This is a genomic window from Kitasatospora sp. NPDC094015 (assembly GCF_040304075.1).
Classification (GTDB): domain Bacteria; phylum Actinomycetota; class Actinomycetes; order Streptomycetales; family Streptomycetaceae; genus Kitasatospora.
In genome coordinates, this window is the sequence record NZ_JBEOUL010000009.1 from 1 (window position 1) to 23052 (window position 23052).

At 72.5% G+C, this 23052-nt stretch carries 15 protein-coding genes and 1 pseudogene; 8 read left to right on the plus strand and 8 right to left on the minus strand.

Going from position 1 to position 23052, the window contains the following annotated elements; translation table 11 throughout:
• The first annotated feature begins 231 nt into the window (after positions 1–231).
• Both ABT014_RS13830 and ABT014_RS13835 read left to right on the plus strand, forming a co-directional pair.
• Positions 232–1446 carry an AI-2E family transporter gene (locus ABT014_RS13830; protein ID WP_502894961.1) on the plus strand — a complete coding sequence of 405 codons (1215 nt, stop codon included), beginning with the start codon at positions 232–234 and terminating at the stop codon, positions 1444–1446.
• Between the two features lie 87 nt (positions 1447–1533).
• Positions 1534–1920 (plus strand): GvpU-like protein, encoded by a 387-nt coding sequence (locus ABT014_RS13835; protein ID WP_350638931.1) that lies wholly within the window; start codon positions 1534–1536, stop codon positions 1918–1920.
• 142 nt (positions 1921–2062) lie between these two features.
• On the opposite strand, the gene ABT014_RS13840 is transcribed toward ABT014_RS13835, so the two are convergent.
• The 6 genes from ABT014_RS13840 to ABT014_RS13865 all read right to left on the minus strand — a co-directional run bounded on the left by ABT014_RS13840 (position 2063) and on the right by ABT014_RS13865 (position 12146).
• Positions 2063–2914 carry a hypothetical protein gene (locus tag ABT014_RS13840; protein WP_350638932.1) on the minus strand — a complete coding sequence of 284 codons (852 nt, stop codon included), beginning with the start codon at positions 2912–2914 and terminating at the stop codon, positions 2063–2065.
• A gap of 226 nt (positions 2915–3140) precedes the next feature.
• Positions 3141–5468: a glycosyltransferase family 39 protein gene (locus ABT014_RS13845; protein ID WP_350638933.1), complete on the minus strand. Its 2328-nt coding sequence runs from the start codon at positions 5466–5468 to the stop codon at positions 3141–3143.
• 125 nt (positions 5469–5593) lie between these two features.
• Positions 5594–6733, minus strand: a complete 1140-nt coding sequence (locus ABT014_RS13850; protein ID WP_350638934.1) for an alpha/beta hydrolase — start codon at positions 6731–6733, stop codon at positions 5594–5596.
• A gap of 120 nt (positions 6734–6853) precedes the next feature.
• Positions 6854–7897, minus strand: coding sequence for a LacI family DNA-binding transcriptional regulator (locus ABT014_RS13855; protein WP_350638935.1), 1044 nt, complete (start codon positions 7895–7897; stop codon positions 6854–6856).
• Between the two features lie 101 nt (positions 7898–7998).
• Positions 7999–10539, minus strand: a complete 2541-nt coding sequence (locus ABT014_RS13860) for a pectate lyase-like domain-containing protein (protein ID WP_502894976.1) — start codon at positions 10537–10539, stop codon at positions 7999–8001.
• Positions 10540–10901: 362 nt separating this feature from the next.
• Positions 10902–12146: an ROK family transcriptional regulator gene (locus tag ABT014_RS13865; protein ID WP_350638936.1), complete on the minus strand. Its 1245-nt coding sequence runs from the start codon at positions 12144–12146 to the stop codon at positions 10902–10904.
• A 144-nt stretch (positions 12147–12290) separates the two neighbouring features.
• Here ABT014_RS13865 and ABT014_RS13870 point away from each other — a divergent pair, with 144 nt between their 5' ends.
• From ABT014_RS13870 to ABT014_RS13890, 5 genes are all read left to right on the plus strand, one after another.
• On the plus strand, positions 12291–13607 hold the full coding sequence (locus tag ABT014_RS13870; protein WP_350638937.1) for an ABC transporter substrate-binding protein: 1317 nt from the start codon (positions 12291–12293) through the stop codon (positions 13605–13607).
• Position 13608: 1 nt separating this feature from the next.
• Positions 13609–14538: a carbohydrate ABC transporter permease gene (locus tag ABT014_RS13875; RefSeq protein ID WP_350638938.1), complete on the plus strand. Its 930-nt coding sequence runs from the start codon at positions 13609–13611 to the stop codon at positions 14536–14538.
• Positions 14531–15373 (plus strand): carbohydrate ABC transporter permease, encoded by an 843-nt coding sequence (locus tag ABT014_RS13880; RefSeq protein ID WP_350638939.1) that lies wholly within the window; start codon positions 14531–14533, stop codon positions 15371–15373. The genes ABT014_RS13875 and ABT014_RS13880 overlap by 8 nt, the downstream gene beginning before the upstream one ends.
• Before the next feature lie 20 nt (positions 15374–15393).
• The gene (locus ABT014_RS13885; protein WP_350638940.1) at positions 15394–16734 is read left to right on the plus strand and encodes a GH1 family beta-glucosidase; all 1341 of its coding nucleotides are present in this window, start codon (positions 15394–15396) and stop codon (positions 16732–16734) included.
• A 280-nt stretch (positions 16735–17014) separates the two neighbouring features.
• Positions 17015–18424: a hypothetical protein gene (locus tag ABT014_RS13890; RefSeq protein ID WP_350638941.1), complete on the plus strand. Its 1410-nt coding sequence runs from the start codon at positions 17015–17017 to the stop codon at positions 18422–18424.
• A gap of 25 nt (positions 18425–18449) precedes the next feature.
• Here the strand turns inward: ABT014_RS13890 and ABT014_RS13895 are convergent, their stop codons facing one another.
• Positions 18450–20480, minus strand: a complete 2031-nt coding sequence (locus tag ABT014_RS13895; RefSeq protein WP_350638942.1) for a CocE/NonD family hydrolase — start codon at positions 20478–20480, stop codon at positions 18450–18452.
• 189 nt (positions 20481–20669) lie between these two features.
• A pseudogene (locus ABT014_RS13900) lies at positions 20670–21629 on the minus strand (hydrolase); the annotation flags it as partial.
• 266 nt (positions 21630–21895) lie between these two features.
• Between ABT014_RS13900 and nicT the strand changes: the two are divergent.
• Positions 21896–23002: a Nickel transporter NicT gene (gene nicT / locus ABT014_RS13905; RefSeq protein ID WP_350638944.1), complete on the plus strand. Its 1107-nt coding sequence runs from the start codon at positions 21896–21898 to the stop codon at positions 23000–23002.
• Positions 23003–23052: the final 50 nt, after the last annotated feature.

Below are 23052 nucleotides of genomic sequence, written 5' to 3' on the forward strand. Positions count from 1 at the left end.
AGATCGAACCGCACGGCCCCATCGAGACCGAAGCAGCCCGCCGCCTCGCCGACGACCTCAAGAACGAGTGATCACCCGATTACCCAACACTTTCTGAGGCGCCCGGGGGGCTGAGGCGCGGGGTGCGGTCGTCGGGGTGCGGGCGGGCACCGGTGTGAAGCCGCGGTCCGGTGGGGCCGGCGCTCGGCGCGGGAGCCGCCGGCACCGGGACCGGGCGGGTATGCAGGGATGATGTCCTATCAGCACCCCGCACGGCCCGGCCGCGGCCCCCGGAACCAGGCGCCACGGCGGCGCGCAGCCGAACGAGGGGCGGCGCGCCGCGGTCCCGGCGGCGGACCGGGCCGGGACCGGGGGCCGTCCGCGGCGCTGCGCGGCGTGTCCGACTACGCCTGGCGGCTGCTGGTGATCGCCGGGGCCGGCTACCTGATCCTCATGATCGTGGGCCGCTTCCACCTGGTCACCCTCTCCTTCTTCCTGGCGCTGGTGATCACCTCGGTGCTCCGGCCGCTGGTCGACCTGTTCGCCCGCCGGATGCCCCGCTCGCTGGCCGTCCTGCTGGCGCTGGTCGGCGCGGTGGTCCTGATCGCGGCTCTGCTGGCACTGGTCGGGGAGACGGTGGCGGTGGAGACCACCACCCTGAGCGAGGAGTTCCAGAGCGGGGTGGACCGGCTCAAGCACTTCCTCACCGGGCCGCCCTTCCACGTCGACCGCTCGGTCTTCGACGACCTGGGCAAGAAGGTCACCACCTACCTCGCCGAGCACCGCTCGACCCTGATCAGCAGTGCGGTCAGCGGTGCCAGCCGGGCGGTCGAGGTCGCCACCGGGGCCGCGCTCGCCCTGTTCACCACCGTCTTCCTGCTGCACTCCGGCGACCGGATGTGGCTCTGGACCAGGGGCCAGCTCCCGCCCGGCGCCCGCGACCCCTACCACCGGGCCGGCCGCACCGCCTGGCGCACCTTCGCCGGCTACACCCGGGGCATCGTCATCGTGGCCGGCACCAACGCGGTGCTGGTCGGCATCGCGCTCTTCCTGCTCGGGGTGCCGCTGGCGCTGCCGCTGACCCTGCTGGAGTTCTTCGCCTCCTTCATCCCGCTGGTCGGCTCGCCGATCGCGATGGCCGTCGCCTCGCTCGTCGCGTTCGCCTCCCAGGGGCCGGTGATCGCCCTGGTCGTGCTGGCATTGATCGTGGTGATCGGCCAGATCGAGGGGCACCTGCTGCACCCGCTGGTGATGAGCTGGGCCGTCAACCTGCACCCGGTGGTGGTCGCCGCCTCGGTGCTCTGCGGCAGCATCGCGGCGGGCGTGATCGGCGCGGTGGTGGCCGTCCCGGCGGTCTCCGTGGTCTGGGCGGTCACCACCGAACTCCGCCACGGGGACGGCGCGGCAGGCGCCGGCGGCGGACGGCGTACGGACGGCCCGGGCGAGGGCGCGCCGCTCGGCGGATAGCGGGCGCGCCCCGCCGTCCCGTCGGGGGTTCCTCGGGCCGGGGCGGGCGTACTGACGGTGGTGACGGCGAAGGCTTAGGCTGGCCGCATGTCGAAACCTGACGGGCTGCTCGTTGACATCGCCGCGACGGTGGAGTCCGAGCACAGCAATCAGATGCCCCTCACCGTGGTCGTGCCAGGGGCGGTGATCACCGGGAGGCTCGCGCCGGAGGCGCTGTGGCGGGAACGGGTGGCGGAGGTCCTGGAGGCGTCCGAGCACCTGAAGCCGTTCTCACCGCTGTTCGCGACCGCTGCCGGGGACGGCCGGCGCGCGCCGGTCCCCGAACTGCAGCCCCGGCCCACCCACCTGCACCTGCACCTCGCGAAGATCCTCCAGGGGAGCTTCGGCCTGCCGCACACCGGCGGCATGTACCGGATCGCCATCGAGGACATCAGCAGCTGGACGATCGGCGACCTCAGCTACTCCGACCAGTGACCCACCGATGACCCACCGGTGACCGGCCGGTGACCGACCCCGGGGCGGGCCGTCGGCCCGCCCCGGAAGCACGACCGCGACACCGCCGGCCCTGCTCCGAGCGCGGGGCGTCCCCGCGACCGTCCCCGCCGCCGCACGCCGCTCAGGCGCCGATCGGTAAGGCTGACGGCCCCGGACCGGAACCGCGGGACGCGGCCGCTCCCGCCCCGCGCATGGCTGCCCGGGCACGGGCGGCGCCGGCCGGGGTGACCGGGGCACCTTGGCCGACGGCCGGACGAGGTCTGACCAGACCGGTGCAGGGCGGGCAGAGGCCCGGCCGCGGGACCGGGTCGTGGCAGGCGGTGCACTCGGCGAAGGCCGGCCGGGAGCGGTGCTCCACCGGGGGCAGCGGCCTGCTCCTCAGGCGGCTGCGGAGCAGACCGACCGGGGAGTGGACCGTCGGCGGGAGGTCGGGGAGCAGGGCCCGGGCCAGATCGGCGGGTGTGCTGCCGCGCTCCAGCCAGCGGGAGACGAGCGGTGCCAGGTGCCGGGCCTCGGCCTCGGCGAGCCGCAGGCGCGGCTCCGGCCCGAGCACCCGGATCAGGGTGGCGACCGCCTCGGGACGGGCGGGGGGTTCTTTCTCGTGGTCCTTTGAAGGAAGGGCGTCCGTGGCACCGGAGTTCGGCTCACCGGCGGCCGGAAGGGGGACATCCGGTCGCCCGCGCTGCGGGGTGTCGAAGACGTGGGCCTCCGAGCGCACCGTGCCGTCCGCCCCGCGCACCTTGTCGACGCGGTAGAACCCGGCCTCGGTCAGCTCCCGGAGCGCCCGGCGGATCGCCCCCCGGCCCTGGGGGCTGGTGTCGGCCATCCGGCGGCCGTCCTCGCGCCAGCCGTCCGGGCGGGACAGCAGATCGGCCAACAGGCCGCGGGCGGTGTAGCTGAGCCGCCGGTCCTGGAGGACGCAGTTGGGGAGAACCGTGAAATTGCGCGGGTGCGCGCTACGATGAATGTGCATGGGGTGCCTTGACCTTGTGCCGGACCCCGGGGTGTTGGAGCACCGCCGGGGTCAATCCTGTCTTGGGTGAAACATGGCACATGGTGGGCGAACCATCGGGGAATTGACGATCCGTCACCCATTCGGACGATGCGCACCGGGTACGCCGGGTGGTGGGTCGCGGACGCAACGGGCCCGGCCCGCCGGGGGGTTCGGCGGGCCGGGGGACTGCGGTGCGACGGGTGGGCTACTTCGCCGTCAGGTCGTAGACGGTGGTGCTGCCGACCGTCCTGGCGGTGAAGGTGGCCGCCACCCAGGCGGCGATCTTCGAGGAGTCGTTGCCGGAGGCGCCGTTGCCGCCCATTCCGCCGCCCATCCCGCCGCCGCCGATGAAGTAGTGGACCTTGCCCTCCGCGACGTACTGCTGGAAGGCCTCCAGGGTCAGCGACGGGTCGGTGCCGTTGAAGCCACCGAGGGCCATCACCGGTTCACCGGTGGCGAGTTGGTAGCTGGCCTGGTTCTGCGACCCGACCGCCGCGGCGACCCAGGTGTAGGAACCGGCGTCCTGCTTCAGCAGGGCGGCCAGCTCGCTGCTGACCTGGGCGCCGTTGAGCAGGCCACCCATCCCGCCGCCACCCATCCCGCCGCGGAAGCCGTTCCCGTCGCGGGCACCGGTGCCGCCGGTGCCGCCGGTGCCCGTACCGGTGCCGCCGCCCTGGGCCTGGCCCGGGAAGCCGCCGCCGGGGAACCCTCCGCCGGGGAAGCCGCCGGTGCCACCAGTGGTGCCGGTGCCGCCGGTGGCGCCGGGGGCCTGGCCGTTCGGGGCCTGGCCGCCCGGGGCGCCGCCGCCCGGGAAGGCCGTCCGACCGCCGCCCGGACCACCGCCACCGGGGCCGCCGAAGCCGTTGGCGCTCTGCACCCGCGGGCCGGCGGTGACGATCGAGCCGGAGTGTCCGGTGGACACGGTGTCCAGGGCGTACGCGGCCGGACCGCCGAGCGAGGCGGCCAGCGCGGCCAGACCGGCCACCGTCGCCACCCGGGCGCCGAGCCGGCCGGACAGCCGGCCCGCCAGCAGCAGGGCGGCCGCCGCCGCCAGGCCGCCGACCAGCACCGTCCAGCGCAGCCACGGCAGGAAGTCGGCGCTGCGGCCCAGCAGGACGTACGCCCACCAGGCGGTCAGCGCGACCACGCCGGCCAGCAGCGCCGCGTACGGCAGGCGGCGCCGGGCCCGCCACAGGCCGTCCGCGCCCATCCCGACCAGGGCGGCGACGGCCGGCACCAGGGCGACGGTGTAGTACTGGTGGAAGATGCCGGACATGAAGCTGAAGGTCAGTCCGGTGGCCAGCAGCCAGCTGCCCCAGACCAGGAAGGCGGTGCGGGCGCCGTCGGTGCGGCCGTGGCGGCGGGTGGCCCACAGGCCGGCCGCCAGCAGGACCAGGGCGGCGGGCAGCAGCCAGGCGATCTGGCCGCCGATGTCGCCGTCGAGCAGCCGGGTGATCCCGGTGCTGCCCCACATCCCGCCGCCCTGGCCGCCCCGGCCGCCGCCCATCCCGCCGCCGCCGACGCTGCCGGTCTCGTCACCGGTGATCCGGCCGAAGCCGTTGTAGCCGAAGGTGACGGAGAGGAAGTCGTTGTCCTGCGAGCCGCCGATGTACGGCCGCGCCGAGGCGGGCACCAGCTCGACGATGGCCACCCACCAGCCGGCGGACACCACCATCGCGAGCGCGCCCAGCAGCAGCTGCCGCATTCGGCGCCGGAGCCCGGTCGGGGCCACCACCAGGTAGACCAGCGCGAAGCCGGGCAGCACCAGGAAGGCCTGCAGGGTCTTGGTGAGGAAGCCGAAGCCGAACATCACGCCGGTGAACAGCAACCACCGGGTGCTCGCCGTCTCGGTCGCCCGGACCAGCCCGTACGCGGCCAGGGTCAGCAGCAGCACCAGCAGCGCGTCCGGGTTGTTGAAGCGGAACATCAGCGCGGCAACCGGGGTGAGCGCCAGCGCGGCGCCCGCCACCAGCCCGCCGAGCGGGGAGAACCGGCGCCGCACGGTGGCGTACACGGTGGCGACGGTGGCGACCGCCATCACCACCTGCGGGGCGAGGATGCTCCAGGAGCTGAGCCCGAAGATCCGCACCGACAGCGCCATCGGCCACAGCGACATCGGCGGCTTGTCGACGGTGATGAAGTTGGCGGCGTCCGAGGAGCCGTAGAAGAAGGCCTTCCAGCTCTGGCTGCCGGCCTGCACGGCCGCCGAGTAGAAGGCGTTGGCCCAGCCGGAGGCGGTCAGGTTCCAGAAGTACAGCACCGCGGTCGCGGCGAGCAGGCCGAGCAGCGCGGGGCGGGCCCAGCGCGGGTCGTCCGGGCGGCCGCGCCAGGCGCGGGCCGGGAGCGTGCGCAGCCGGCCCCGCCAGGACCCCGGGCCCTTGGGACCGGGCTCGGGCAGAGCGACCGGCGGGAACGGGAGGTCGGACGGTGACGGGGCATCGACCGCGGCCCGGGCCGGAGGTGCCGGCGGCGGGTGGTCCGCAGCCTCGGGCCACGGCTCGCTGGTCGGAGGAACGGAGTGGGTCGAGGTCATGCGGCAACGCTGTCGGCCGTTGCTGAGAGGTCCGTGAACGCGTCCTATGAGCGCGCTGTGATCTGCCGGAAGTCACCCGTCCGGCGCAGTCCGGCGCAGTCCGGAGCAGGTTGGGTGCCGAAGCGTCAGGCCGGCTGGGTGGGGGTCTGGGGCGGGGCGAGTCGGCGGCCGAGCCATTCCATGGCGGGCGGGATCTCCCTGGTCCAGGTGTGGAAGTTGTGGCCGCCGGTGTCCAGGGTGATGGTGGACAGCTGGGTGGGGGCCTTGAAGGCGGCCACCAGCTTCTGGGTGTCGTGGTAGTTCTCTTCGTTCAGGCTGGTGGCGAGCAGCAGCGAGACCGGCGGGGCGGGTTTGTTCTCCAGTCGCCAGAGCAGGTCGTTCTCGCGCTTGAGCTCGGCGTTGCCGTCGAACAGGTCGCCCGTGGTGGGGTCGCTGGGTGCCTCGTAGTAGCCGGACAGCGAGATCGCCGCGCGGTAGGCGTCGGGCTTGCGCAGGGCGAACTTCAGCGCGCAGTAGCCGCCGGTGGAGTCGCCCATCACCGCGTGCGCCTCGGGCCGGTCGGAGACCCGGTAGTCGGCGGCCATCGCCTTCGGCAGGTCGCTGGTGAAGAAGGTCTCCACCTGCGGGCCGTTCGGGATGTCCATGCACTCGGTGTCCCGGTTGCCCACGCCGGCCGGGGTCGGGCGCAGCATCACCAGCACGGTCGGCGGCAGCTGCTCGGCCTCGATCGCCTTGAGCGCGGATTCCGGGTACTTCAGCAGCGTGATCAGCTTCTCCGGGGTGCCCGGGTAGCCGGTGAGCACCAGCGCCATCGGGAACCGGGCGGTGGCGTACTCGGGCTGGAAGTACTGCGGGGGCAGGTAGACGTACCCGTCGGCGGTCAGGCCCGAGCCGGCGCCGCTGACGTCCACCTTCTCGATCGCGCCGGCGCGGTCCTTGGCGGAGCCCTGCGCGGAGTACATCTTCTGCTCGCCCGTCACCTTGACGGCCCGGGCGCCCGGCTGGTGGTCGACCACCTTGCCGGGGCCGCCGTCCAGGCCGAGCAGGTCGCTCCAGGTGGTGTAGAAGCCGAAGTACGAGTTGGCCACCAGGCCGAGTGCGGCCAGCACCACGATCTGGGTGCCGAAGAAGGTGCCGAGCCGTCCGAGCCAGGCCTTCCAGCCCTGCCCGCCCAGTCTGGGCCAGAGCCACATGGTCGCGACGAAGGCGGCGATCGCCAGCAGGGCGACGATGATCTGGAGCGGGAGTCCGGTGAGGCTTGGCACCTGTTGATCGTAAATGACGGAGGTTGACACCCTGGGAGCGGGCTGGGTGCTGTCTGAAGCAGAGCTGAGAATCCGCCGTTCCCGGGCGGAGCGGCGTGCGCGGGGCGCCCGCGGGCGGGGTCAGGCGGAGTCGCGGATGATCAGCCGCGGCTCGAACAGGACCGAGGTGGGGGCCGCGCCGGGGTGGCGGATGCGGTCGAGCAGGAGGGTGGTCATCCGGGTGGCCATCTCCTCGACCGGCTGGCGCACGGTGGTCAGCCGGGGATGGGCGGCGGTGGCGGCGCTGCTGTCGTCGAAGCCGATCACCGCGACGTCCTCGGGCACCCGTCTGCCGTGCTCCCGCAGGACCGCCAGCACGCCCTGGGCCATCAGGTCGTTGGCGGCGAACACGCCGTCCAGGTCCGGGTGTTCGGCGAGCAGCCGGGTCATCGCGGCGGCCCCGCCGCGGCGCGTGAAGTCACCGGCGGCCTCGGGCGACCACGGCCGGCCGTGCCGGGCCATCGCCTCCCGGAAGCCGGCCTGCCGGTCCTGCCCGGCGGGCAGGTCGGCGGGGCCGGTGACGGTGACCACGCGGCGGCAGCCCCGGGCGGCCAGGTGGTCGGCGGCGAGCCGGGCGCCCTCGTGGTTGGCGAGGTCGACGTAGCTGAGCGGCAGCGCGGCGGCGGGGCGGCCGAACAGGACCGCGGGCAGCCCGGCCTCGGCGAGCAGGGCGGGCAGCGGGTCGCCGCCGTGGGTGGAGACCAGCAGGGCGCCGTCGGCGCTGCCCCGCCGCAGGTAGGCGATCACCTGGGCGCGGGAGGCGTCGTCGTCGGCGAGCATCAGCACCGGGTGCATGCCGGGCGGGCGCAGGCCGCACAGCACCCCGCCGACCACCCGGCCGAAGAACGGGTCGGTGAACAGCATCCCGTCGCCGCCGGTCTCGCCGGCGCCCGAGACGATCAGGGCGACGGTGTCCGCGCGCCGGGTGACCAGCGCGCGGGCGGCGCCGTTTGGCACGTAGCCGGTGGCGGCGACGGCCTGCCGGACGGTCTCCTGGATCGCGGGGTCGACGTTGCGCACGCCGTTCACCACCCGGGACACCGTGGAGCGGGAGACCCCGGCCACGCGGGCGACGTCCTCCAGGGTGGCCGGGCGGGCTGCCGTGGGTTGGAGGGCGTCAGTCATACCGGTGTTATAGCACCTCGGCGACGGCCCGTCAGGGCGTGCCGGAGAGCGCTCCCTCCGTGTGGCCGCACGGAGGGAGCGCCGCTTTTCGGGGTCACCCGTCAGGGGTAGGAGACCAGGTTGGACGGGGTGGTGGAGGTGCCCGAGGTGCCGGCCCCGGTGCTGTTGATCACGTGGTCGAACTGGCCGTTGCCGCCGAGCGAGTTGACCAGGATGTCGTGGAAGCGGACGTTGGGCTTGTTCGGCGCCTCGAAGCCGTGGTCCATCCGGATCGTCGGGTCGACGTTGAAGTAGCAGTAGGAGCCGAGGCCCCAGCCCTCGTGGACGTTGACGTTGTCGTCCACCTTGTAGGCGGCCCAGCCCTTGGTGGCGCCGTTCTGGACCGCGGCCTGGTTGGGTGCGTCGTAGGCGATCTCGTTCTGGTAGAAGATCGTCCGGCCGCGCTCGCCGGACCACTCCACGTCGTACTTCTTGAAGTGCTCCACGAACAGGCCGGTGGCCAGCACGTCGTTGCCGCGCACCAGCATGCCGTAGTCGGACGGGTTGGCGTTCCAGCCGACCCCGGCGCCGTGGTCGGCCCGCCACAGCCAGGTGTGGTCGACGATGGTGTTGTTGCTGTTGATCACCATCGCGGTGGTGGCGGAGCCGGGGCCGGCGCCGCCGATCCGGGCGAAGACGTCCTGCACGGTGGTCGGGTCGGCGGCGTGGTTCGCGCTCGCGCCGTCCGGGCCGACCTGGAGCAGGGCGGGGGAGTTGACCGTACCGGCGTCGAACAGCAGGCCGGCCAGCCGGATGCCGTCCACGTCGGCGGTGCGCATCGCGGTGACGCCGTTGTCCGGCACGACGGTGGCCAGGCCCAGGCCGAGCACCACGGTGTCCGGCCGGGTCACCTCGATGGTCCGGTCGACGTGGTAGACGCCCGGGGTGAACAGCAGGTTGAGGCCCTGGGCCAGCGCCTGGTTGATGGTGGCCGCGGTGGCGCCGGGCTTGACCACGTAGAACCGGTCGAGCGGCAGCGAGCTGCCGGGGCCGGCGCCGTCGGCCCAGGAGATCCCGCTGGCGTCGGTCCGCTTGGCGGGCACGAACACCTTGTAGGCGCCGCCGTCCAGGTAGAGGAACGGCTTCTCGCGGGAGACCGGGGTGGTGGCCAGCGTGGTGTACGGCGGGTTGGGGAAGCCCTGGGCGGGGGCGCCCTGCACACCGGAGAAGGTCTGGTTCCAGACCCCGTTGCTGAACCCGCCGATCGCGCTGTCGCGGGTGTACCACTGCTGCTGCGAGTAGTTGCCGACGGTGCCGTCGATCTTGGAGTCGGCGATGTAGCCGCCGCTCGCCCAGCCGTAGCCGTTCGGGGCCAGGTTGAGCCCGCCCTGCACGTGCATCCGGCGGAACGGCGCGGCCTGCGAGACCGCCCAGCGGTCGGTGCCGTTGACCGGCTTCAGCGAGAGGTTCTCCGCCGAGCGCCAGAAGTTCTGGGTGGCGTTGCCGCCGAACCAGCCCGCGTCCACCGTGACGTCGCCGTTGAACACGGTGTCGTCGGGGCGCAGGCCGAGGCCTGCGATCGAGGTGTAGAAGCCGATCTGCGCGTTGATGTTGCTGTAGGTGCCGGGCTTGAACAGCAGCGCGTAGCGGTCGCTGCCGAACTGGTTGGACTCCTGCTTGGCGAAGACCTCGTCCACCTTCGCCTGGATGCCGGGCGTACCGGGGTCGAAGACCAGTACGTTGGGCCCGAGGTCGCCGCCGCCCTGGACCGGGGGCACGGTCGGGCCGCCGCCGGTGTGCACCCCGAGTTCCCACAGCGAGTAGCCCCAGGCGGTGCCTCGCGCGGTGCCGTTCATCCGCAGGTACCGGCCGGAGCCGGTGACGTTGATGGTCTCGGTGCCGCCGGTGCCGGTGGTGGTGGAGTAGACGGTGGTCCAGCCGGTGCCGTTGTCGGAGGTCTGCAGCTGGTACGACTTCCCGTACGCCGCCTCCCAGTTGAGCACCACCTGGCAGATCTGCTGGGTGCTGCCCAGGTCGACCTGGAGCCACTGCGGGTCGCTCGCGGCGGAGGACCAGCGGGTGCCGTTGTCGCCGTCGACGGCGAGGGCCGCGCCGGTGCCGCCGTTCTCGGTGGAGGAGGCGGTGGCGGGCCGGCCCTGGGCGGCGTTCGCGGTGCCGCAGCTGCCCGGGTCGGTGGAGCCGAACGAGCCGAAGACCTGGAACTCCCACAGCGAGTAGCCGTAGCCGGTGGCCCGGGCGACGCCGTTCATCCGCACGTACCGGCCGGAGCCGGCGATGTTGATGGTCTCGGTGCCGCCGGTGCCGGTGGTGGTGGAGTAGACGGTGGTCCAGTCGGTGCCGTTGTCGGAGGTCTGGATCTGGTACGACTTCCCGTACGCGGCCTCCCAGTTGAGCACCACCTTGCCGATCGTGGCGGTGGCGCCGAGGTCGACCTGGAGCCACTGCTGGTCACTGGCGGCGGAGGACCAGCGGGTGGCGTTGTTGCCGTCCACCGCGGAGGCGGCCGGGGTGCCGCCGTTCTCGGTGGAGGAGGCGGTGACCGCCTTGCCCTGGGAGATCAGGGTGTCGGCGGCGTGGGCGACGGTGCTCGGGAGCGCCAGGGCGGCGCCGGAGAGCAGGGCCAGGCCCAGCAGTCCGGCCAGGCCGCGGCGTCCGGCGGCGGGTGCGCCGTCGGGACGTGCTGAAGTGAGCCTCACGGGCTTCTCCTGCGGTGGGTGGGGGTGGGGGTGGGGCGCGGTCGAGCGGGCTCCGGTGGTGCAGGCCCGGCACCGGCCGGTAGGTCGCCGGCCGGCGTGGCGCGGGGGCGGTGCCGGGGGTGGCCGGGACCGGTCCGGCGAGGGCTCGGAGAGCGCTCCCCGGCAGGAGTCTCGGGGCCGCCGGGAGCGGGTGTCAACCCCCGGCGCCGAGTTGCCGTGCCGGTCATCTGCCGTGCGCAGCAGCGCGGTTGACGGCCGATCGGGTCGCCCGACCAGTCATCGTCGCTGGTCGGGGTCGGTGCCGGCGGTCAGCCCGCGGCCGGTACCCCGGGGCCGATCCGGCCGGCGATCTCGCCGCCCGAATCGAGGAACTGCGAGAGCGGCAGGGTGGCGGCGCCGACCGTGACGGCGTCCGGGCCGAGCCGCCCGAGCTCGATCGAGGTCTGCTCCCGGGGGAAGCGCAGCGCGTACGCCGTCGTGGCCGCCCGCACCGCGGGCAGCAGCCGGGGGCCGAGCAGCAGGCCGGCCCAGCCGCCGATCACGATCCGCTCCGGGTTGAACAGGTTGATCAGGTCGGCGATCGCGGCGCCGAGGTACTCGGCGGCCTCGTCCAGCAGCTCGACGGCGGCGCTCTCGCCGGCCTCGGCGGCAGCCAGCAGAGCGGCCAGCCCGGCCTTCTCGGCCGAGCCGTCGGCGGCCCCGCCCCAGCGTTCCACCAGCGCCTCGGCGCCGACGTACGCCTCCAGGCAGCCGCGCGACCCGCACCGGCAGCGCCGGCCGCCGACGTGCACCTTGGTGTGGCCCCACTCGCCGGCGCTGCTGGTCGCGCCGCGGAAGCGGGCGCCGTCGGCGATCACGCAGGCCCCGACCCCGGAGCCGAACAGCGCGACCACCGCGTGCTGCGCGCCCCGCCCGGCGCCGAACCACATCTCGGCCTGGCCGAGCGTCTTGGCGCCGTTGTCCACGTGCAGCGGCAGGTCGGTGCCGGCCCGCAGCAGCCGGCCGAGCGGCACCGCGTCCCAGTCGACGGTCTGGCTGTGCACCACGATGCCGGCCCCCTGCTCGGCCGGATCGCCCTGCTCCACGATGCCGGGGACGCCGACGCCCACCCCGAGCACGGTGTCCGGGTCGACGCCGGTGCGGCGCAGCACCTCGGCCAGCCCGGTCAGGATCAGCTCCACCACGTGGTCCACGTCGTGGCCCTTGTCGGAGAGCGGGTGGTCGCTGGCGGCCAGCTCGGTGAGCGCCAGGTCGAACAGCGCCACCCGGACCTGGGTCTCGCCGACGTCCACGCCCACCAGGTGGGCCCGGCCGGGCGTCACCTGGAGCAGGATCCGCGGCCGGCCGCCGTCCGACTCCACCGAGCCGCACTCCTCCACCAGGCCGTCGGCGAGCAGTTCGCCGGTCACGTTGCTGATCGAGCCGGCGCTCAGGCCGCTGATCCGCCCCAACTCCTGGCGGCTGAGCGGCCCGTCGAAGTACAGCCGGCGCAGCAGGGTGGATCTGCTGCCGCGCCGCAGGTCACGCACGGTCTGCTTGCCTCGAAGTGTCATGGACTCTCCTTCCGGTGCTGAATCTAGCGCTGCACAAACTCTTGACGCCAGCTTTTCTCACACGTTAAATCACGGCTTGAAGTAAGCCTGCCCGGGCCGCACTTCACCCCCACCACGCCACCCCGCCCGAGAGGGGCAACGGTCATGCGCATCAACCGCCTCGCCGCCGCCACCGCACTTGTCGCCACGCTCGTCCTGACCGCCACGGCCTGCGGCGGAGGCTCCACCGGCGCCGGCAGCGGCGACAACAGCAGCCCCAAGACTCTCACGTACTGGGCCTCCAACCAGGGCACCAGCCTGGAGAACGACAAGGAGGTCCTGGAGCCGGAGCTGAGAAAGTTCGAGCAGCAGACCGGCATCAAGGTGAAGCTGGAGGTGGTGCCCTGGTCCGACCTGCTGAACCGGATCCTCGCCGCCACCGCCTCCGGCCAGGGCCCCGACGTGCTCAACATCGGCAACACCTGGTCCGCCTCGCTCCAGGCCACCGGCGCACTGCTGCCCTTCGACGACGCGACCTTCGCCACGATCGGCGGCAAGGACCGCTTCCTGCCCGCCACCATCGCCTCCGCCGGTGCCGCCGGCAAGGACCCGGCCGCCGTGCCGCTGTACTCGATGGCCTACGGCCTCTACTACAACAAGAAGGCCTTCGCCGAGGCCGGCATCGCGGGCCCGCCGGCCACCTGGGACGAGCTGGTCGCCGACGGCCAGAAGCTCACCAAGGACGGCAAGTACGGACTGGCCGTCGAGGGCGGCAACGTCTCCGAGAACGTCCACCACGCCTTCGCGCTCGGCCAGCAGCACGGCACCGGCTGGTTCGACGCCGCCGGCAAGCCCGCCTTCGACAGCCCCGAGGCGGTCGGCGCCGTCAAGCAGTACGTCGACCTCATCGCCAAGGACAAGATCGCCGCCCCCGGCAACGCCGAGTACGCCAACAACCAGTCCGTCACCGACTTCGCCACCGGCAAGGCCGCGATGCTGATGTGGCAGTCCGCCGGCGCCAACCTCAAGTCGCACGGCATGAACCCGGACGACTTCGCGGTCGCCCCGATCCCCGTCCCGGCCGGTGCCACCGGCACCAGGGCCACCACCTCGATGGTGGCCGGCATCAACCTCGCCGTCTTCAAGAACACCAAGAACCGGGACGGCGCGCTCCGGTTCGTGAAGTTCATGACCGGGGACGAGGAGCAGAAGCAGCTCAACAAGACCTACGGCTCCATCCCGCCGGTCAAGGCGGCCCAGTCCGACCCGGCCTTCGCCACCCCGGAGCTCAAGGCGCTCGCCGACGTCCTGGCCACCAGCGCCCAGCCGCTGCCCCAGGTCGCGAACGAGAGCCAGTTCGAGACCCTGATCGGCACCGCCGTGAAGAACCTGCTCGCCGCGGCCGCCGCCGGCAAGCCGGTCACCGAGGACACCGTCAAGGCCGAGCTGACCAAGGCCCAGCAGCAGATGCCGGCGTCCTGACGTGCGAGCGCGACCGACCCGACCTCGCCCGCGGCGCCTCGCCCTGCCGTACCTGCTGCTGCTCCCCGCCCTCGCGCTGGAGCTGCTGATCCACCTGGTCCCGATGGTGGTCGGCATCGTGATGAGCTTCCGCCGGCTCACCCAGTTCTTCATCCGGGACTGGTCCTCCGCCCCCTGGTCCGGTCTGGAGAACTACCGCGTGGCGGTGGACTTCAGCGCCCCCGTCGGCCGGTCGCTGCTGCACTCGTTCTGGGTGACCTGCGCCTTCACCGTGCTGTCGGTCGGCCTGTCCTGGCTGATCGGCACCGCGGCGGCGATCTTCATGCAGGACACCTTCAAGGGCCGCGGCCTGCTCCGCGCGGCCTTCCTGCTCCCGTACGCGCTGCCGGTGTACGCCGCCGTGATCACCTGGTCGTTCATGTTCCAGCGCGACACCGGCCTGGTCAACCACGTGCTGCACGACCAGCTCCACCTGACCTCCGACCGGCCGTTCTGGCTGATCGGGGACAACAGCTTCACCGCGCTGGTCACCGTCTCGGTCTGGAAGTCCTGGCCGTTCGCCTTCCTCACCCTGACGGCCGGGCTGCAGAACATCCCGCGCGAGCTCTACGAGGCCGCCGCGATGGACGGCGCCGGCGTGTGGCAGCAGATCCGCCGGATCACGCTGCCCTCGCTGCGCCCGGTCAACCTGGTCCTGGTGCTGGTCCTCTTCCTGTGGACCTTCAACGACTTCAACACCCCGTACGTGCTGTTCGGCAAATCCGCCCCGGAGGCGGCCGACCTGATCTCCATCCACATCTACCAGTCCTCCTTCGTCACCTGGAACTTCGGCTCCGGCTCGGCCATGTCCGTCCTGCTGCTGCTGTTCCTGCTGCTGGTGACGGCCGGCTACCTGCTGGCCACCTCGCGCCGGAAGGACGCCGATGATTGACCCGCCCGCCTCCTACCGGTGGACCCGCCGGATCGCGCTCGCGGTGCTGCTGGTCTTCACCCTCACCCCGGTGCTGGTGATGCTCAGCTCCTCGCTCAAGCCGCTCCAGGACGTCCAGGGCCCGTTCCGCTGGATCCCCAGCACCCTGACCTTCCGGCCCTACCTGGACATCTGGCGGACCGTCCCGCTCGGCCGGTACTTCGTCAACTCGCTGATCGTGGCCGGCGGCGCCACCGTCTGCTCGGTGCTGATCGCGATCCTCGCCGGGTACGCGGTGAGCCGCTACCGCTTCCGCGGCCGCCGGCTGTTCACCGTCACGGTGCTCTCCACCCAGATGTTCCCCGGCATCCTGTTCCTGCTGCCGCTGTTCCTGCTGTTCGTCAACATCGGCAACTCCACCGGCGTCGCGCTCTACGGCAGCCGCGGCGGGCTGATCCTCACCTACCTGACCTTCTCGCTGCCGTTCTCGATCTGGATGCTGGTCGGCTACTTCGACTCCATCCCGCGCGACCTCGACGAGGCCGCCGCGGTGGACGGCTGCGGGCCGCTGCGCACCCTGGTCCGGATCGTCGTCCCGGCCGCCGTCCCGGGCATCGTCGCGGTCGCCGTCTACGCCTTCATGACTGCCTGGGGCGAGGTGCTGTTCGCCTCCGTGATGACCGACGACGAGACCCGCACCCTCGCCGTCGGCCTCCAGGGCTACGCCACCCAGACCGACGTGTACTGGAACCAGGTGATGGCCGCCTCGCTGGTGGTGAGCGTGCCCGTGGTGGCCGGCTTCCTGCTGCTGCAGCGCTACCTGGTGGCCGGGCTGACCGCCGGCGCCGTCAAATGACCCTCCGTGAAAGGCATGTTGTGAACGACCTCAGTGCTCTCCCGGACGGCTTCGTCTGGGGCGCGGCCACCGCCGCGTACCAGATCGAGGGGTCCGTGGACGCCGACGGCCGCGCACCCTCCATCTGGGACACCTTCTCCCACACCCCGGGACGGGTCGCCGGCGGCGACACCGGCGACACCGCCTGCGACCACTACCGCCGCTGGCCCGAGGACCTGGAGCTGATGCGCCGGCTCGGCCTGGACGCCTACCGGTTCTCGATCGCCTGGCCCCGGGTGGTGCCGCAGGCCGACGGTTGGGTCAACGCGCCCGGCCTGGACTTCTACGACCGCCTGGTGGACCGGCTGCTGGAAGCCGGCATCACGCCCTTCCCCACCCTCTACCACTGGGACCTCCCGCAGGCCCAGCAGGACCGCGGCGGCTGGCCGGAGCGCTCCACCGCGCTGCGCTTCGGCGAGTACGCGGCCGTGGTCGCCGAGCGGCTGGGCGACCGGGTGACCAACTGGGCCACCCTCAACGAGCCGCTCTGCTCCGCCTGGATCGGCCACCTGGACGGCGCGATGGCCCCCGGCCGGCAGGACCTGACCGCCGCCGTCCGGGCCTCCTACCACCTGCACCTCGGCCACGGCCTGGCCGTCGAGGCGCTGCGCGCACACGTGCCCGGCGCGCAGATCGGCATCGTCAACAACCTCTCCACCATCGAACCCGCCGGCGACCACCCGGACGACCTCGCCGCCGCCCGCCGGGCCGACGGCCACATCAACCGCTGGTGGCTCGACCCGGTGCTCGGCCGCGGCTACCCGCGCGACATGCTGGACCTGTACGGCGTCGAACTCCCGGTCCACGAAGGGGACATGGAGCTGATCTCGGCCCCGCTGGACTGGCTCGGACTGAACTACTACTTCCGCCAGATCGTCGCCGACGACCCGACCGGCCCGGTCCCGCACTTCCGCCAGCTGCCCGGCCCGGGCCCCGAGCACACCGCGATGCCCTGGGAGGTGCACGCCCCCGGGATCGAGGAACTCCTGCTGCGCCTCACCAAGGAGTACGGCGTCCCGAAGCTGTACGTCACCGAGAACGGCGCCGCCTACCGGGACACGGTCGCCGCCGACGGCAGCGTGCACGACCCGGAGCGCACCGCCTACCTCGAGCAGCACCTCGCCGCCTGCGCCGCGGCCGTCGCCCAGGGCGCCCCGCTGGCCGGCTACTTCGCCTGGTCGCTGCTGGACAACTTCGAGTGGGCGTACGGCTACGACAAGCGGTTCGGCCTGGTCCACGTCGACTACGGGACCCAGCGGCGCACCGTCAAGACCAGCGGCCACCGGTACGCGGAACTGATCCGCGCCCACCGCGCCCGCTGACCGGCACCACCGCAGAACCACTCCCGAGCAGGGCCCGACGACGCCGGTCGTCGGGCCCTTCGGCATCCTCCTGGACGGAACCGGTCATGGCCTCCTCCGTCCATCCCGAACCCCTTCCAACCCGGCTGAGCTGCGACGAAGCTGGTCATCGCCGCCAGGGGGGCGGGCCGGAGCACCGGCCGAACACCCCGGGCGGCCGCCGGATCCGGCTGCTCCTGCAGGGCAGCCGCGTCGTCGGCCTCACCCACCAACGTCACGTTCGCCACTCGGGGGAATCGCCATGTCTTCGAAGGTCTCCAAGCTCGTCCGGATCGCACTCGCCGCCTCCATCGCCGCGTCCGGCGCGATCGCCACCACCGCGCTCACCGCCACCACCGCGCAGGCCGCCACCTCCTCGGTCGACGGCAAGATCACCCGCGGCGAGATCATCACCCGGGCCCAGTTCTGGATGAACAAGAGCATCCCCTACACCCAGGGCGGCTCCTACGCGGACTCCTCGGGCCGCAGCTACCGGACCGACTGCTCGGGCTACGTCTCGATGGCCTGGCACCTGGGCACCAGCGCCAACACCCAGAGCCTGCCCGGCTACTCCTACGAGATCTCCCGGGCCGACCTGAAGCCCGGTGACATCCTCAACAGCTACTACGACCACGTCATCCTGTTCGACCACTGGGACGACGCCGCCCACACCAAGTTCTCCTACTACTCCTTCGGCTCCACCCCCGTGAAGCACGTCACCGGCGTCTCGATCAACGCCGCGACCTTCGACTCGCACCCCAACGGCGACTACAAGGCACTGCGCTACAAGAACGTCGTCGACGACCCGACGGGCAACCGCGTCGCGGTGTCGATGACGGGTGGGGTGGCGCATGTGGGGATCGTGGGTTCGGACGGTGCGATGTACAACTCGGACGGGGATTACGCGGGTTCGGGTTGGTCGGGGCGTTGGGACCGGATCGAGTCGTCGGGTCTGCGGGCGGTGACGAGTGTGTCGTCGGGCAGTGTGGTGCACGTGTTCGCGTTGGGTGCGAACGGTCAGGTGTTCGGCAAGGACGCGGACTACGCGTCGGGGCGTTGGTCGGACTGGGCCGAGGTGCCGGGTGGGGCCGCGGGGGCGACGGCGTTGACGGCGTCGATGACGGGGAGCACGGTGCATCTGGAGATCGTGGGTGCCGATGGTGCGATGTACAACACGGATGGGGATTACGCGGGTTCGGGTTGGTCGGGGCGTTGGGACCGGCTCGGGTCGTCGGGTCTGAAGGCGTTGTCGAGTGTGTCGTCGGGCAGTGTGGTGCACGTGTTCGCGTTGGGTGCGAACGGTCAGGTGTTCGGCAAGGACGCGGACTACGCGTCGGGGCGTTGGTCGGACTGGGCCGAGGTGCCGGGCGGGGCGGCGGGTGCGACGGCGGTCGCGGCGTCGATGACGGGGAGCACGGTGCACCTGGGGATCGTGGGGTCGGACGGTTCGCTGTACAACACCGACGGGGATTACGCGGGTGTCGGTTGGAGCGGTACGTGGTCGCAGATCCGGGGTGAGCGGAAGGTGACGTCGCTGGCGAGCACGTCGGCGGGTGGTGTGGTGCACACCTTCGCGATCGGTACCGACAACCGGGTCTACGGGATCGACGGTGACTACAACACCGGTAGGTGGAGCACCTGGAGCGAGCTCCCCGGCGGCGCCTCCGCCTGACCGGCGCCACAGTGCCGCGCCGGTCTCAGCCCGCCGTGCGGGGGATCCGCTGCTGCCAGTCGCGCTCGAACAGCACGTCGCCGCCCTCCAGCGCCCGCAGCTGGGTGCGGGTGGTGAAGTGGGTCGCGTCGCAGCCGATCTCGGACCGGGTCTGCACGGTGACGTCCCAGCCGATGTCGGGCCGCTCCAGCCGGACCGCCCGGTCCGAGCGGGCGGTTGCGCTCAGCGGGTCCTCGGCCCGGATCCGGTACGCCTCCAGCGCCTGCTCCTCCAGCACCAGGCCGTCCGGGAAGGTCACCGAGCCGCCGTCCCCGGGGCGGATCTCGGTGCGCCACTCGCCGTTCGCCACGTCGTGCACGGCCAGCCGCTCGGGGCGTTCGGTGAGCGGCTCGGTGCGCCCGACCTCCAGGGCCACCGCCTGCTCGGGCGCCTCGAAGGTGACCGGCCGGTTGCCGGCGTCGGCGGCCAGGTGGCGGACCGGCAGGGTGAGCACGCTGCGGCCGGGGTCGACCTCGAACCCGGTGGCGTCCGGCTGCGGCCACACCCACGGCCAGTACGCGGAGGACAGCGCCAGCCGGATCCGGTGGCAGGCCGGGAAGGCGTGCGCGATGCCGGCCAGCTCGAACTCCACCTCCGCCACCTCGCCCGGCTCCCACGGCGCCACCCGGTCCGGGCCGCCGCGCCCGGCCAGCGCGAGCACCCCCCGGGTGACCAGCGCGGACGAGCCGTCCGGGGCGACGTCGCACAGCCGCGCGGCGACCTGCCCGCGCCGTACGTCGCAGCGCACCCGCAGCCGCAGCGCGGGTCGGCCGAGGATCTCCACCGGTTCGGGCAGCGGGGCGGAGTCGAAGCAGACCGAACGGCCGTCCTCCTCGCGCTGGTCCGGCGGGAGGTCGGCGGCGCCGCCGAGCGGGCGGTAGCGGCCGGCGTCCAGGCCGGTGTGCTGCGGCGAGCGGACCCGGACGAACCGGTCCGCGGCGGCGGTACCGGCGGTGCGCAGGGCGTCGTCCAGGCCGTGGTGGACCTCGCGCACGTCGGGGGAGGGCCAGGACTCCTCGCCGATCCAGCGGCCCGGACGGTTGGCGTACCCGGGGGCGGGCGGCACCGACTCGTTCATCCAGCTGCGCAGCGCGGGTTCGGCCAGCACGCCGGTGTCGCGGTCCTTGAGCCAGTGGTCCCACCAGCGCAGGGTCTCCTGGAGGAAGCCGATCGACGGGCCGGGCGAGTGCCCCTGGTCCGGGTACTGGTGCGGCCAGGGGCCGATGATGCCGCGCACCGGGGCGGACAGGTGCTCGACCAGCCGCAGCACGGCGTCGCGGTGCGGGTCGGCCCAGCCGCCGACGGCCAGTACGGCGGCCGTGATCGCGCCGTAGTCCTCGCGGACGCAGTCGGGGCGCCAGTAGGCGTCCCGGGTCTGGTGGGCGAGCCAGGGGTGGACGAAGGGTTCCAGCGCGCCGAGCCGCTCCAGCCAGGCCCGCCGCCAGCCGTCCCCGGCGTACCGCGGGTCCGGCGGCCGGGCGGCGAGCGCCAGCAGTTCCGCGGACCAGGAGTGCAGCTCGGCGGCGAGCAGCGCACCGCCCAGGTAGTGCCGGTCGTCGTCGAAGCGGTCGTCGGGGGCGCAGACCGCGACCACCGCCCGCAGCGGCTCCGGGGCGCGGGCGGCGACCTGCAGGGCGCTCGCCCCGCCCGAGGAGAGGCCGAACATGCCGACCCGGCCGCTGCACCACGGCTGCCCGGCCAGCCACTCGACCACCGCGACCCCGTCGGTCACCTCCTGCTCGGAGCAGGCGTCGCCGGGCAGCCCCTGGGAGTTCCCGTAGCCGCGGACGTCGACCCGGACCGAGGCGTAGCCGTGCCCCGCGTACCAGGGATGCCGCTCGGCGTCCCGGAGCGCCGTCCCGTCGCCGAGCCGGAACGGCAGGTACTCCAGCAGCGCGGGCACCCGCTCACCGGTGACGGGCCGCCAGACCCGCCCGTGCAGCAGTTCGCCCCCGGGCAGCGGGATCCGCACGTCCTCGCGGGTGATCGGGTGCGGGTACGAGGTGGGGTGCCGCATGGTGGCCGCTCCCTGCAGTCGGTACGGGCGTCGCGCGGTGACCGCGGAGTTCCGTGCCGTACCGCCCTTCCGCTCCGCCGGATGGCCACCGAATCAGACAATAGTGGACTTACCGCCCTATTTCCCTGGCAGGGAGTGGCGGTGCACCGGCGGGGCGGGAGGGGACGGGAGGGCGGCGCGGGAGAGTCAGGCCTTGCTGAGCCAGGCGGTGGCGTTGAGGGCCAGGGCCGCGTCGGTGCCGGCCGGGTCGTCCCAGCCGTTGTAGAGGGTGTTGCCGCTCTGGCCGGTGCCGTCGTCGACCGGGGAGCTGTCGCCCCAGGCGGCGACCCGGCCGTTGCCGAAGGTGCTGGTGACGAAGAAGGCGCCGGTGTTGCCGCTGTAGCCCGTGCGGTAGACCAGGCCCTTGACCGCCGGGTTGTCGGCCGGCTTGAGGGTGAAGGTGGTGCCGCTGCGCAGGATGGAGCCGGTGACCGTGCCGAACGGGCCGTGCAGCACCGGGTCGCTCGGCAGCGCGGCGGCGCGCGGGTTGTCGGTGGAGATGTTGCTGAGGTCGACCGAGAAGCCGAACGGGTCGGTGTTGTCGACGCCGTTGCTGGTGAGCAGATCGTTGATGATCTTCGGGGAGTCCCAGCCGTCGTTGTTGCGGTCGCTGTTCAGGTGGTCCGAGATCAGGAACAGCCCGCCGCCGTTCTGCACGAACCGCATGATCGCGGTCTTCTCGGCGGTGCTGAATCTGGTGTTCGGCTCGGTCACCACGAAGGTGTCGAAGTTGGCGAGGTCGAGCGCGCCGCTGCCGCCGTAGCTGATGGTGTTGCCGGCCGGCAGGGTCTTCAGGCTGTACTGGCCGGTCTTCTGCAGTGCGACGCCCCAGGCGGAGAGGGCGCCGGTCCAGCTCTTCTCGGTGGTGGGGTGCGCGTTCTGGACGAGCGGGTCGGGCTGGGCGGTGCCGATGATCCAGTCGGCGTTGCCGGCCGTCTCGGCCTTGGTGTTGTCGAACAGGATGCGGTGCGGCACCGCGGCGACGGCAGCCGGGGCGGTGGTGGCGGCGCCGGCGGGGGCGGCCGGGACGGCGAGTCCGGTGAGGGTGGCCGCCAGGACGGCCAGGGCGGCGGTGGTGGCCTTGTTCCGGGCGGGGCGCAGGCTGATCATCTGCCGTTCCTCCGAGGGGAGTTGGGGTTTCCGGGCAGGAATGGGCGGGATGGCGCGGATCCGAGTATCCGCGCGTAGACCGGCCGGCGGAAAGCCGTTTCGGATGGCCTTTTTCTGTACGGCACATGACATTTATCGGGGCTGATGCCGGTCCGCCATGCGAGATGTCAGCAGGCGAATGTTGCTCGCTGTTGCGCATGACTTGCATGTGGGTACAACGGGGAGGAAAACTGTCCCGGCTCGCCCCCGTACCGAGAGGACACCCCATGTCAGCGCCAACCCGTCTGCGTGATCGGCTCACCAGGGACGAGTGGATCCGCCTCGGCGGAATGGGAGCCTTCATCCTCGCGCTGCACGTGATCGGCTGGGTCACCCTGCTGGCGATCATCGCGCCGCACCACTACGACGTCGGCGGGCAGGTCTTCGGGGCGGGCATGGGCCTCACCGCCTACACCCTGGGCATGCGGCACGCCTTCGACGCCGACCACATCGCCGCCATCGACAACACCACCCGCAAGCTGATGGGCCAGGGCAAGCGCCCGCTCTCGGTCGGCTTCTGGTTCTCGCTCGGCCACTCCTCGATCGTCTTCGGCCTGTGCGCGCTGCTCGCCTTCGGCATCCGGTCGCTGGCCGGCCAGGTCGAGTCGGACGACTCCTCGCTGCACAACGCCACCGGGCTGATCGGGGTCTCCGTCTCCGGCACCTTCCTGGTGCTGATCGGCCTGATCAACCTGGGCGCCTTCAACGGCATCCTCAAGGTGTTCCGCAAGATGCGCGACGGCGAGTTCGACGAGGCGGAGCTGGAGCGCCAGCTCGACCGGCGCGGCTTCATGAACCGGATCCTCGGCAAGGTCACCCGGGCGGTCACCAAGCCCTGGCACATGTACCCGGTCGGCCTGCTGTTCGGGCTCGGCTTCGACACCGCGACCGAGGTCTCGCTGCTGGTGCTGGCCGGCGGCGCCGCCGCCTTCCAGCTGCCCTGGTACGCGCTGCTGGTGCTCCCGGTGCTGTTCGCGGCCGGGATGAGCCTGCTGGACACCATCGACGGCTCGTTCATGAACTTCGCCTACGAGTGGGCCTTCTCCAAGCCGGTCCGCAAGATCTACTACAACCTCACGGTGACCGGCCTCTCCGTGATCGTCGCCCTGGTGATCGGCGTGATCGAACTGCTCGGCCTGCTCGCCGAGAAGCTCGACATCACCACGGGGCCGCTCGGCTGGATCGCCGGGCTGGACCTCAACCTGGTCGGCTACGCCATCGTCGGGCTGTTCGTGGTGACCTGGATCGTCGCGGTCGGCTACTGGAAGTTCGGCAAGGTCGAGCAGAAGTGGTCCGCCGCCGTCCGCGAGCCGGCGGCCGTCGAGGCCGACTGACCGCGCCCGCGCGAGCCGCGGGAGGCCCGCCCGACACCTGTCGGGCGGGC

Coding starts and splice junctions, on each gene's coding strand:
- ABT014_RS13830 (WP_502894961.1), top strand. CDS start 232: ATGTCCTATCAGCACCCCGCACGGCCCGGCCGCGGCCCCCGGAACCAG.
- ABT014_RS13895 (WP_350638942.1), bottom strand. CDS start 20,480: ATGCGGCACCCCACCTCGTACCCGCACCCGATCACCCGCGAGGACGTG.
- ABT014_RS13880 (WP_350638939.1), top strand. CDS start 14,531: ATGATTGACCCGCCCGCCTCCTACCGGTGGACCCGCCGGATCGCGCTC.
- ABT014_RS13835 (WP_350638931.1), top strand. CDS start 1,534: ATGTCGAAACCTGACGGGCTGCTCGTTGACATCGCCGCGACGGTGGAG.
- nicT (WP_350638944.1), top strand. CDS start 21,896: ATGTCAGCGCCAACCCGTCTGCGTGATCGGCTCACCAGGGACGAGTGG.
- ABT014_RS13890 (WP_350638941.1), top strand. CDS start 17,015: ATGTCTTCGAAGGTCTCCAAGCTCGTCCGGATCGCACTCGCCGCCTCC.
- ABT014_RS13845 (WP_350638933.1), bottom strand. CDS start 5,468: ATGACCTCGACCCACTCCGTTCCTCCGACCAGCGAGCCGTGGCCCGAG.
- ABT014_RS13870 (WP_350638937.1), top strand. CDS start 12,291: ATGCGCATCAACCGCCTCGCCGCCGCCACCGCACTTGTCGCCACGCTC.
- ABT014_RS13840 (WP_350638932.1), bottom strand. CDS start 2,914: ATGCACATTCATCGTAGCGCGCACCCGCGCAATTTCACGGTTCTCCCC.
- ABT014_RS13855 (WP_350638935.1), bottom strand. CDS start 7,897: ATGACTGACGCCCTCCAACCCACGGCAGCCCGCCCGGCCACCCTGGAG.
- ABT014_RS13865 (WP_350638936.1), bottom strand. CDS start 12,146: ATGACACTTCGAGGCAAGCAGACCGTGCGTGACCTGCGGCGCGGCAGC.